A 10,127-nucleotide genomic window follows, 5' to 3' on the forward strand; every position below is an offset into this window, starting at 1 on the left:
CTCGTCCTGCATCTATCCGCGCCTGGCGCCGCAGCCGCTGCGCGAGGATTCGATGCTGACCGGCCCGCTGGAGCCGACCAACGAGCCCTATGCCATCGCCAAGATCGCCGGCATCAAGATGGCCGAGGCCTATCGCAGCCAGTACGGCGCCGATTTCATCAGCGTGATGCCGACCAATCTCTACGGCCCCGGCGACAATTATCACCCCGAATACAGCCACGTCGTCGCCGCGCTGATCCGCCGCTTCCACGAGGCCAAGGTTTCGGGCGCGGGCAACGTCGCGGTGTGGGGCACCGGCACGCCGCGCCGCGAATTCCTCTACGTCGACGATCTCGCCGACGCCTGCGTCTATCTGATGAAGACCTATTCCTCGCCCGAACTGGTCAATATCGGCACCGGCGAGGACATCACCATCGCCGAGTTCGCGCGCGTCGTCGCGGCCGCCGTCGGCTATGGCGGCGAGATCAGCTTCGACACGTCGCGTCCGGACGGCACGCCGCGCAAGCTGCTCGACGTCGGCCGGCTGGCGAGGCTCGGCTGGCGCGTCACCACCTCGCTCGAGGATGGCATCGCCCTCGCGTACCAGGCCTATCTGCGCGAGACGAAGTGACGCGGTGAACCTCCCGCCCTCTGACTGAGAATATCTGTCGGCTTGGCGACGCCACGCGGCTAGGATGCCCGTGCCCAAGCGTGCCGCAAGAGCCGCCAGTGCGTCGGAGGAGACATCATGAAGGTTCTACGCCGCCAGTTCCTGCAACTTGCAGCCGCTACGGCTGCGCTTCCGCTCACATTTGGAAATGCAATTGCCGAGACCTATCCGGCGCGGCCGGTTCGCCTCGTGATCGGCTATACGCCCGGCGGTTCGGCGGACCTGACGGCGCGCCTGATGGGACAGTGGCTGTCGGAAAAGCTCGGGCAATCCTTCATTGTCGAGAACCGGCCGGGCGGCGGGACCAACATCGCCACGGAGCAGGCGCTGCGCGCGGCGCCCGACGGCTACACGCTGCTGCTGGTCGCGCCGGCCAATGCGATCAACGCGACGCTCTACCAGAAGCTGCCGTTCGACTTCATGCGCGAGATGGAGCCGATCGCGGGCATCATTCGCTTTCCCAACGTCGTGGTGGTGCACCCCTCGCTGCCAATCAAGTCGATTCCCGAATTGATCGCCTATGCAAAGGCCAATCCCGGCAAGCTCAACATGGCGTCCTCGGGCAACGGCTCGACGATCCACATGTCGGGCGAACTGTTCAAGATGCTGACCGGCATCAACATGCAGCACGTGCCCTACCGGGGCGGGGCGCCGGCGCTCACCGACATGCTGTCCGGCGTGATGCAGGTGATGTTCGACAATCTTCCGACCTGCGCCGAGCACGTCAAATCCGGCAAGCTGCGCGGACTTGCGATCACCAGCACGACCCGTTCGGACGTGCTTCCGGACCTGCCGCCGGTTGCCGACTTCCTGCCGGGTTACGAGGCGAGCGCTTGGTACGGCCTTGCGGCGCCGAAGAATACGCCGCCTGAAATCGTCGACAGGCTCAACAAGGCCGTCAATGAAATCCTCGCCGATCCCAAGGCCAAGGCGCGCTTTACCGAGATCGGCGCGATCATGCTGCCGGGCTCGGCTGCCGACTTCGGCAGACTGGTGGCCGACGAGACCGAGAAATGGGGCAAGGTGGTCAAGTTCGCCGGCGCCAAGGTTGATTAGCTTCGCGCTGCCGCTCGTGGCGGATTTTTTGAAAGCGCCGCCGCCATCGCCGATATCAGCGGCCGCATGAAGAAGGCGTCTTCGGCCGGGTAGATGTCGGTGCGCAGGCCGTGGGACTTGAGCTCGTCCGACACCGCCGGTCCGACGGAAGCGATCGGTGTACGCTCGAATCCCTGGCGTAGCCTGTCCTCGCAACCGCGCGCCCGTGCCACCTCGATGAGGCGGCGGACCTGGCCGAGATTGGTCAGCGCGATCGCATCGATGCGCCCCTGCGCCATTTCCTCGATCGCGGTGACGATGTTGGCGTCGGCGGCTTGTGCATCATAGACATAGGGCAGCACCGTATCGACCTCGGCGCCCTGTGCCTTGATCGCCCCGATCAGGGTGGCGTGATCTTTGTCCGGATAGAGCTGCAGCCCGAGCCGATGGCCGGTCAGGTCGAGCTTCGACAGCATTTCGGCGACGCCTTCCGACGTCGGCTTCTCGGTCGTCATTTGCGGCTCCAGGCCGATCTCGCGCAGCGCGCGGCCGGGCTTGGGGCCGCGGGCGAATTTGCGCGCCTTGGCGAGGCTGCCGACAAACTCCGCCTCGACCCCGAGCCGGCGCACGACCTTCATCAGCCGCCGCAGGCCTTCACCGGTCATCAGCACGAGGTCGTCGAGCGGCCGCTCGATGGCGCGGCGAATCCAGGCCTCGATCGGCGCCGGATCGGGCGCATCGTGGATGGTGAAGGCTGGGCATTGCAGCACGTCGGCGCCCTGCTCGGCGAGCAGGCGGGAAAACTGCGCTTCCTCGCGCGTTTCGAGGATCAGGATGCGGTAGCCGTTCAGCCGTTCAGCCATGATGGTCCCTAACAAACATTGTCGTCATTTGTTCGATTTGACCCCCGCGCCGGGATTGGCGCAAGGCCGCCTGCGGTGTAGACGGGGGCCGAAAATGACCGTTCCACCAGTCTGCTCAAGCTTTGGTCAATTGGCATGCCCGACCATCAATTCGTTTTGACCCTGTCCTGTCCGGACCGTCCGGGGATCGTCTCGGCGGTCTCGACGTTTCTCGCCCATAACGGCCAGAACATCCTGGACGCCCAGCAGTTCGATGACGTGGAGACCGGCAAGTTCTTCATGCGCGTGGTGTTCACCGCGGCCGACCTCGCGGTCGAGCTCGCGGCGCTGCAGACCGGCTTTGCCGCGATCGCCGAACGTTTCGGCATGGACTGGCAGATGCGCGACCGCGCCAGCCGCCGCCGGGTGATGCTGCTGGTGTCGAAGTCCGATCACTGCCTGGTCGACATCCTCTACCGCTGGCGAACCGGCGAGCTCGAAATGATCCCGACCGCGATCGTCTCCAATCATCCGCGCGAGACCTACGGCTCGCTCGATTTCGGCGATATCCCGTTCCATCATCTGCCGGTGACCAAGGAGACCAAGCGGCAACAGGAAGACGCGGTGTGGAAGCTCGCCCAGGACACCAGGACCGATCTCGTGGTGCTGGCCCGCTACATGCAGATCTTGTCGGACGAGATGTCGGCGCGGCTGTCGGGCCGCTGCATCAACATCCATCATTCCTTCCTGCCGGGCTTCAAGGGCGCCAAGCCCTACCACCAGGCCCATGAGCGCGGCGTCAAGCTGATCGGCGCCACGGCGCATTACGTCACCAGCGATCTCGACGAGGGGCCGATCATCGACCAGGACGTCGAGCGCATCAGCCATCGCGACACGCCTGAGGATCTTGTGCGCAAGGGGCGCGACATCGAGCGCCGGGTGCTGGCGCGCGCGATCCGCTACCATCTCGCCGATCGCGTCATCCTCAACGGATGCAAGACCGTGGTGTTCGTGGACTGATCCGCGCTTCACTCGGCCCGCACAAGGCGATGCGCGCTCTGCGGCCGGCCGACCGTGCGCTCAGCGGGCCGCGTCCTGCGGTGCGGTTGCCGGCTTCGCTTCGTCACCGCGCTGGGCCGCAGGCATCAGCCGCTTGCGTTCCCGATCCTGCATGAACTTGTCGTATTCGGGGGTGCCCGGCCGCGGCGGCGCATCCGCCGGCAGGCCGCCGGCCCAGGATGGAATGGTATCGGCCATGCCGGCCGAGAGCTTCTGGTTCATGGAGCTGCATCCCCCGAGCGCGCCGGCCGCGAGCGCGAGGGCAGTCAGGACAGCGATGGGACGCGAGACGATTGGCATGGGAAGCAGGATACAGCCCTGGTCTTTATGGATGATGATCTCGGGCGCGACCGTTCGGCTGCAATTGTGCTTGTTTGTTGACATTGCCGCTGCGTTTGTACGATCGTACAAATGAATCGAGGCCGGCGGCGGTCTTGAATGCGCGAGACCGCTTCTCACGGATTGAGTCTTGTGGAGCGATGTTGGTATCCTGATACTTGGTCTCTGCAGCCAATCCCGATCGCGTCGCGCGCGGCACGCGTCCATCGTCCGATTGACAGAGGGCACGGGGAGACGCCTTGTCGCGTTGCGGCTTGGCCGTGACATGCTTGGGTTAGAACAAGGCAAGAGCCGGGGACCAAGGCTCGATGCAGAACAGCGGAAGGGGGAGGGACGTCGATGTTCAATCGTCGCAAAATGTTGCTGTGGGGCGCCGCTTCGGCCGTGCTTCCCGGGTTGTGCACCAGCATGCCGGCGTGGGCGGACGACGCCGTCAAGATCGGGCTGATCCTGCCGATGACCGGCGGTCAGGCGTCGACCGGCAAGCAGATCGATAACGCCATCAAGCTCTACATGCAGCAGAAGGGCGACACCGTCGCCGGCAAGAAGATCGAGATCATCCTGAAGGACGACGCCGCGGTGCCGGACAACACCAAGCGGCTCGCGCAGGAACTGATCGTCAACGACAAGGTCAATTTCATCGCCGGCTTCGGCGTGACGCCCGCGGCGCTCGCCGCGGCGCCACTGGCGACGCAGGCCAAAATCCCGGAAGTCGTGATGGCGGCCGGCACCTCCATCATCACCGAGCGTTCGCCCTACATCGTGCGTACCAGCTTCACGCTGGCGCAGTCCTCCACCATCATCGGCGACTGGGCGGTGAAGAACGGCATCAAGAAGGTCGCGACGCTGACCTCCGACTACGCGCCCGGCAACGACGCGCTGACCTTCTTCAAGCAGCACTTCACCGCCGGCGGCGGCGAGATCGTCGAAGAGGTCAAGGTCCCGCTCGCCAATCCGGACTTCGCGCCGTTCCTGCAGCGCATGAAGGATGCCAAGCCCGATGCGATGTTCGTGTTCGTGCCGGCCGGGCAGGGCGGCAACTTCATGAAGCAATATGCCGAGCGCGGGCTCGACAAGAGCGGCATCAGGGTGATCGGACCCGGCGACGTCATGGACGACGATCTGCTCAACAACATGGGCGATGCCGCGCTCGGCGCGGTGACGGCGCATCTCTATTCGGCCGCGCATCCGTCCGCGATGAACAAGGACTTCGTCGCCGCCTACAAGAAGGCGTTCGGCAACCGCCCCGGCTTCATGGCGGTCAGCGGCTATGACGGCATCCATCTGATCTACGAGGCGCTGAAGAAGACCAATGGTGCGACCGACGGCGACAAGCTGATCGAGGCGATGAAGGGCATGAAGTGGGAGAGCCCGCGCGGCCCGATCTCGATCGATCCGGAAACCCGCGACATCGTGCAGAACATCTATATCCGCAAGGTCGAGAAGGTCGACGGCGAGCTCTACAATGTCGAATTTGCGACCTTCGAGGCCGTCAAGGATTCCGGCAAGACCAAGAAGTGACGCGCGAAAGCGCGAACCTCAGATGCGCGATTGCGCATCGGGGGTTCTCGAGAGAATTGAAGACGATTCCGGGTTCAGCGCAAGTGCTGTCCCGGAATGACGAGTCACCATCAGGTTTACCGTCACTCCATGGCCTCTATCCTCACCAGCCTGTTCGACGGCGTCGCCTACGGCATGCTGCTGTTCGTGCTCGCCTGCGGGCTTGCGGTGACGCTCGGGCTGATGAATTTCGTCAACCTCGCGCATGGCGCCTTCGCTATGGCCGGCGGCTATATCTGTGCCGTGCTGGTGAATAATTCCGGCTGGCCGTTCTTCGCAGGCCTGCCGCTCGCCTTTGTCGGTAGCGCGGTGATCGGCATCGCGCTGGAGCGCACGCTGTACCGCCATCTCTATAGCCGCAGCCATCTCGATCAGGTGCTGTTCTCGATCGGCCTGGTGTTCATGTCGGTCGCGGCGGTCGACTACATCATGGGATCGTCGCGGGTCTTCATCAAGCTGCCGGCGGCGCTGGAAGGCCAGATCGACCTGTTCGGCGTCGGCATCGGCCGTTACCGGCTGATGATCGTTGTGATCTGCGGCCTGCTCACGCTGGCGCTGCAACTGATCCTCGCGAAGACGCGGTTCGGCAGCCGGCTGCGCGCCGCGGTCGACGATCCGCGCGCCGCGATCGGGCTCGGCATCAACGTGCCGCAGGTGTTCGCCTTCACCTTTGCGTTCGGCTGCGGCCTCGCCGGCCTCGGCGGCGCGCTGAGTGCGGAGATCCTCGGGCTCGATCCGTATTTCCCGCTGAAGTTCATGATCTACTTCCTGATCGTCGTCACCGTCGGCGGCTCTTCTTCGATCACCGGACCGTTCCTGGCATCACTGCTGCTTGGCATCGCCGATGTCGCCGGCAAGTATTACGTGCCGAAGCTCGGTCCGTTCGTGATCTACACTGTCATGATCGTGATCCTGCTCTGGCGTCCGAACGGCCTGTTCGGCCGTACGGCGGCACGGTGAGGCGGTCATGACGGCGCTATCAGACGTTTCCACTCACGCGATGGCCAGCGCGCGCTGGCGGGTCAGCGAGGTCGCGTTCTGGGCGCTGGCGCTCGCCTGCGCCTTCCTGTTCCCGTCGCGCTATCTGATCATGACCGACATCGTACGGCTCGGCCTGTTTGCGCTGTCGCTCGACTTGATCCTCGGCTACGCCGGCATCGTTTCGCTCGGCCACGCGGCCTTCTTCGGCGTCGGCGCCTATTCGGCTGGCTTGCTGGCGTTGCACGGCATCATCAACGAGCCCGTCATTGCGCTGGTCGCCGCCGGTCTGGTTGCTGCGCTGCTCGGCTTCCTGACCAGCTTCCTGGTCATCCGCGGCGTCGACCTGACACGGCTGATGGTGACGCTCGGCATCGCGTTGCTGCTGGAAGCGCTCGCCGAGCGCTTCTCCAACATCACCGGCGGCACCGACGGGCTGCAGGGCATCGAGATGCAGCCGATTCTCGGTCTGTTCACGTTCGACATGTTTGGCAAGACCGGGTTCTTCTACTCGCTGATCGTGCTGTTCATCCTGTTCCTGCTCGCCCGACGCGTGGTGCATTCGCCGTTCGGCCTGTCGCTGCGTGCGATCCGGAACAATCCGCTGCGCGCGGCCGCGATCGGCGTGCCGGTCAACCGCCGCCTGATCGCGGTCTATACGCTCGCCGCATTCTATGCAGGGATCGCCGGCGCGCTGTTCACCCAGACCACGGCGCTCGCCTCGCTCGACGTGTTTTCCTTCGAGCGCTCCGCCGACCTGATGCTGGTGCTCGTGATCGGCGGCACCGGCTATCTCTATGGCGGCCTGATCGGAGCCGTCGTGTTCAAGATGCTGCAGGAGCTGTTTCAGAGCATCACCCCGCAATACTGGTTGTTCTGGATCGGCCTCGTGCTGGTCGTGATCGTGCTGGTCGGCCGTGCGCGCATCCATCGCTGGGTGCTGTTCGTGCCCAACCTGATCATCCGCCAGTTCGCCGGCCGCAAGGCCGCCGTTGCCGTGCCGGAGAGCGACGCGTCATGACGATCGCACTGGAAACACGTGGCCTCGAAAAATCCTTCGGCGCCCTTCGCGTCACCCGCGATCTTTCGCTCAAGGTGATGCAGGGGGCCCGCCACGCGCTGATCGGGCCGAACGGCGCGGGCAAGACCACTGTCATCAATCAGCTGACCGGCGTGCTGACGCCGAACAGCGGGCGCATCCTGCTCGAAGGCAGCGACATCACCGGCCTTTCCGTCCACAAGCGGGTGCTGCGCGGGCTGTCGCGCACCTTCCAGATCAATCAGCTCTATCCCGACCTGACCCCGCTCGAAACCATCGGGCTTGCGGTCTCCGAACGGATGGGCCGCGGCGGCGACTGGTGGCGGCGGATGGGGACGCGGAGCGACGTCAACACCGAGATCGCCGAGATCCTGTCGCGCTTCCATCTGCTCGACGTGATGACGGAGCTCACCTCGACCTTGCCCTATGGCAAGCAGCGCCTGCTCGAGATCGCGGTCGCGATCGCCGCCAAGCCGCGGGTGCTGCTGCTCGACGAGCCCGCGGCCGGTGTGCCCGAGAGCGAGCGCCACGACATCCTGGCGGCGGTCGCAGCATTGCCGCGCGACGTCACCGTGCTGCTGATCGAGCACGACATGGATCTGGTGTTCTCGTTCGCCGACCGCATCTCGGTGCTGGTCAATGGCGGCCTGCTCACCGAGGGCGCGCCCGACGAGGTCGCGCGCGATCCGCAGGTGAGGGCGGTCTATCTCGGCGAGGCCGCCGATGCCTGACCTTCTTTCCATCCAGGGCCTGCGTGCCGGATACGGCGACGCGGTGGTGTTGCCCGACATGTCGCTGGCGCTTGCGGAGGGCCAGGTGCTCGCGCTGCTCGGCCGCAACGGCACCGGCAAGACCACGCTGATTAATTCGATCGTCGGCATCGTCAGGCGCTTCGGCGGCAGCGTCGCGCTCGCAGGCCGCGACATCACGGCGATGCGGCCCGACCAGCGCGCCCGCGCCGGGATCGGCTGGGTGCCGCAGGAGCGCAACATCTTCCGCTCGCTGACGGTGGAAGAGAACATGACCGCGGTGGCGCAGCCCGGGCCGTGGACGGTCGAGCGAGTCTATGAGATGTTTCCGCGGCTGCAGGAGCGGCGGCACAATTTCGGTAACCAGCTGTCCGGTGGCGAGCAGCAGATGCTGGCGATCGGCCGCGCCCTGACGCTGAATCCGAAAGTGCTGCTGCTCGACGAGCCGACCGAAGGCCTCGCGCCGATCATCGTTGAGGAATTGTTAAAGGCGATCGGAACCATCACGCGCTCAGGCGGCATCTGCTCGATCATCGTCGAGCAGAACGCGCAAAAGATTCTGGGGCTCGCCGACCGCGTTGTGATATTGGAACGCGGCACGATCGTGCACGATGCCGCAAGCAGCGCGCTGAAAGCCGATCCCTCCGTCCTCGAGCGCTACCTCGGCGTCTCCGGGGCCAAGGCACATTAGAAGGCACATGAGAAACGTCCGGGAGTTGACCATGCAGCGAACCAAGCCTCCGTTCCGCGCCGACGAGGTCGGCAGCTTGTTGCGGCCGCCGAAGATCAAGGAGGCCCGCGCCAGATTGGAGAAGGGCGAGATTTCCGCCGACGAGCTGCGCAAGGTCGAGGACATGGAGATCGAGAAGGTCGTGCACAAGCAAGCCTCGGTCGGCCTGAAGCTTGCGACCGACGGCGAGTTCCGCCGCTCCTGGTGGCACTTCGATTTCCTCAGTCATCTGACCGGTTGCGAGCTGTTCCATCCCGACATGGGCATCCAGTTCGCGGGCGTGCAGACCCGGCACGACGCCATCAGGGTGATCGGCAAGCTGGATTTCTCCGATCATCACCCGATGCTCGATCACTTCAGGTTCCTGAAGAAATACGCCGACCAGGCGCATGTCACGCCGAAGATGACGATTCCCTCGCCGGCGGTGCTGCATTTCCGCGGCGGCCGCAAGCTGATCTCGAAGGAGGTCTATCCGGACCTCGAGGAATTCTATCAGGACCTCGGCAAGACCTATCGCAAGGCGGTTAAGGCGTTCTACGACGCCGGTTGCCGCTATTTGCAGTTCGACGACACGGTGTGGGCCTATCTGTGCTCGCAGGAGGAATTGCAGAAGTCGCGCGACCGCGGCGACAATCCGGACGGCCTGCAGGAGATCTACGCCCGCGTCATCAACTATGCGATCGCCGACCGTCCGTCCGACATGGTGATCACGACCCATGTCTGCCGCGGCAATTTCCGCTCGACCTGGATCTCCTCCGGCGGCTACGAGCCGGTCGCCGAGACGCTGCTCGCCGGCACCAATTACGACGGCTATTTCCTCGAATATGATTCCGACCGCGCAGGTGGCTTCGAGCCGCTGCGCTTCCTGCCCAAGGGCAACAAGGTCGTGGTGGTCGGCGTCATCACCTCGAAGTTCGGCGAGCTCGAGAAGAAGGACGACATCAAGCGGCGGCTGGAAGAGGCATCCAAGTTTGCCCCGATCGAGCAGCTCGCGGTGTCGCCGCAATGCGGCTTCGCCTCGACCGAGGAAGGCAACATCCTGTCCGAGGAAGAACAGTGGGCCAAGCTGCGGCTCGCGGTCGAGGTCGCGAATGAGGTGTGGGGGAAGTGACGCGCTAGCGTCATTCCGGGATGGTGCGCGAGCACC

11 protein-coding genes are annotated in these 10,127 nt (G+C 64.6%); 9 read left to right on the forward strand and 2 right to left on the reverse strand.

Translation table 11 applies throughout. The features are described 5' to 3' along the window. Together AKL29_RS14015 and AKL29_RS14020 are read left to right on the forward strand one after the other, a co-directional pair. Nucleotides 1-610 (forward strand): NAD-dependent epimerase/dehydratase family protein (locus tag AKL29_RS14015; protein WP_152977591.1); only part of this gene is annotated, 610 nt, incomplete at its 5' end. Nucleotides 611-727: 117 nt separating this feature from the next. Continuing rightward, nucleotides 728-1,705 carry a tripartite tricarboxylate transporter substrate binding protein gene (locus AKL29_RS14020; RefSeq protein WP_050384603.1) on the forward strand — a complete coding sequence of 326 codons (978 nt, stop codon included), beginning with the start codon at nucleotides 728-730 and terminating at the stop codon, nucleotides 1,703-1,705. Here the strand turns inward: AKL29_RS14020 and AKL29_RS14025 are convergent. Further along, a complete protein-coding gene (locus tag AKL29_RS14025) occupies nucleotides 1,702-2,547 on the reverse strand; it encodes a uroporphyrinogen-III synthase (RefSeq protein ID WP_050384604.1) in 846 nt (281 codons plus the stop codon). The two genes, AKL29_RS14020 and AKL29_RS14025, sit on opposite strands and share 4 nt — an antisense overlap. Before the next feature lie 135 nt (nucleotides 2,548-2,682). On the opposite strand from AKL29_RS14025, the gene purU reads away from it, so the two are divergent. Next, nucleotides 2,683-3,546 carry a formyltetrahydrofolate deformylase gene (gene purU / locus AKL29_RS14030; RefSeq protein WP_050384605.1) on the forward strand — a complete coding sequence of 288 codons (864 nt, stop codon included), beginning with the start codon at nucleotides 2,683-2,685 and terminating at the stop codon, nucleotides 3,544-3,546. A 60-nt stretch (nucleotides 3,547-3,606) separates the two neighbouring features. Here purU and AKL29_RS14035 read toward each other — a convergent pair whose 3' ends face one another. Continuing rightward, the gene (locus AKL29_RS14035; RefSeq protein WP_050384639.1) at nucleotides 3,607-3,885 is read right to left on the reverse strand and encodes a hypothetical protein; all 279 of its coding nucleotides are present in this window, start codon (nucleotides 3,883-3,885) and stop codon (nucleotides 3,607-3,609) included. A gap of 378 nt (nucleotides 3,886-4,263) precedes the next feature. Between AKL29_RS14035 and AKL29_RS14040 the strand changes: the two genes are divergently transcribed. The 6 genes from AKL29_RS14040 to AKL29_RS14065 all read left to right on the forward strand — a co-directional run bounded on the left by AKL29_RS14040 (nucleotide 4,264) and on the right by AKL29_RS14065 (nucleotide 10,091). Next, complete coding sequence (locus AKL29_RS14040; protein WP_050384606.1) at nucleotides 4,264-5,445, forward strand: ABC transporter substrate-binding protein; 1,182 nt, start codon at nucleotides 4,264-4,266, stop codon at nucleotides 5,443-5,445. Nucleotides 5,446-5,574: 129 nt separating this feature from the next. Continuing rightward, nucleotides 5,575-6,444 carry a branched-chain amino acid ABC transporter permease gene (locus AKL29_RS14045; RefSeq protein ID WP_050384607.1) on the forward strand — a complete coding sequence of 290 codons (870 nt, stop codon included), beginning with the start codon at nucleotides 5,575-5,577 and terminating at the stop codon, nucleotides 6,442-6,444. Between the two features lie 7 nt (nucleotides 6,445-6,451). Next, complete coding sequence (locus AKL29_RS14050; protein WP_050384608.1) at nucleotides 6,452-7,483, forward strand: branched-chain amino acid ABC transporter permease; 1,032 nt, start codon at nucleotides 6,452-6,454, stop codon at nucleotides 7,481-7,483. Then, the gene (locus tag AKL29_RS14055; protein WP_050384609.1) at nucleotides 7,480-8,232 is read left to right on the forward strand and encodes an ABC transporter ATP-binding protein; all 753 of its coding nucleotides are present in this window, start codon (nucleotides 7,480-7,482) and stop codon (nucleotides 8,230-8,232) included. Before AKL29_RS14050 ends, AKL29_RS14055 begins: the two co-directional genes overlap by 4 nt. Beyond that, entirely contained in the window at nucleotides 8,225-8,941 is a 717-nt protein-coding gene (locus tag AKL29_RS14060; RefSeq protein ID WP_050384610.1) for an ABC transporter ATP-binding protein, read from the forward strand. Before AKL29_RS14055 ends, AKL29_RS14060 begins: the two co-directional genes overlap by 8 nt. A 31-nt stretch (nucleotides 8,942-8,972) precedes the next feature. Further along, nucleotides 8,973-10,091: a cobalamin-independent methionine synthase II family protein gene (locus AKL29_RS14065; protein ID WP_016840262.1), complete on the forward strand. Its 1,119-nt coding sequence runs from the start codon at nucleotides 8,973-8,975 to the stop codon at nucleotides 10,089-10,091. Nucleotides 10,092-10,127: the final 36 nt, after the last annotated feature.

It is taken from the genome of Bradyrhizobium pachyrhizi, from assembly GCF_001189245.1.
GTDB classification, from domain to species: Bacteria; Pseudomonadota; Alphaproteobacteria; order Rhizobiales; family Xanthobacteraceae; genus Bradyrhizobium; species Bradyrhizobium pachyrhizi.

Excerpts from the sequence above, each read along its gene's own strand:
- AKL29_RS14050 (WP_050384608.1), top strand. The coding sequence starts at position 6,452 with ATGACGGCGCTATCAGACGTTTCCACTCACGCGATGGCCAGCGCGCGC.
- AKL29_RS14055 (WP_050384609.1), top strand. The coding sequence starts at position 7,480 with ATGACGATCGCACTGGAAACACGTGGCCTCGAAAAATCCTTCGGCGCC.
- AKL29_RS14045 (WP_050384607.1), top strand. The coding sequence starts at position 5,575 with ATGGCCTCTATCCTCACCAGCCTGTTCGACGGCGTCGCCTACGGCATG.
- AKL29_RS14020 (WP_050384603.1), top strand. The coding sequence starts at position 728 with ATGAAGGTTCTACGCCGCCAGTTCCTGCAACTTGCAGCCGCTACGGCT.
- AKL29_RS14040 (WP_050384606.1), top strand. The coding sequence starts at position 4,264 with ATGTTCAATCGTCGCAAAATGTTGCTGTGGGGCGCCGCTTCGGCCGTG.
- AKL29_RS14060 (WP_050384610.1), top strand. The coding sequence starts at position 8,225 with ATGCCTGACCTTCTTTCCATCCAGGGCCTGCGTGCCGGATACGGCGAC.
- AKL29_RS14035 (WP_050384639.1), bottom strand. The coding sequence starts at position 3,885 with ATGCCAATCGTCTCGCGTCCCATCGCTGTCCTGACTGCCCTCGCGCTC.
- AKL29_RS14025 (WP_050384604.1), bottom strand. The coding sequence starts at position 2,547 with ATGGCTGAACGGCTGAACGGCTACCGCATCCTGATCCTCGAAACGCGC.
- purU (WP_050384605.1), top strand. The coding sequence starts at position 2,683 with ATGCCCGACCATCAATTCGTTTTGACCCTGTCCTGTCCGGACCGTCCG.
- AKL29_RS14065 (WP_016840262.1), top strand. The coding sequence starts at position 8,973 with ATGCAGCGAACCAAGCCTCCGTTCCGCGCCGACGAGGTCGGCAGCTTG.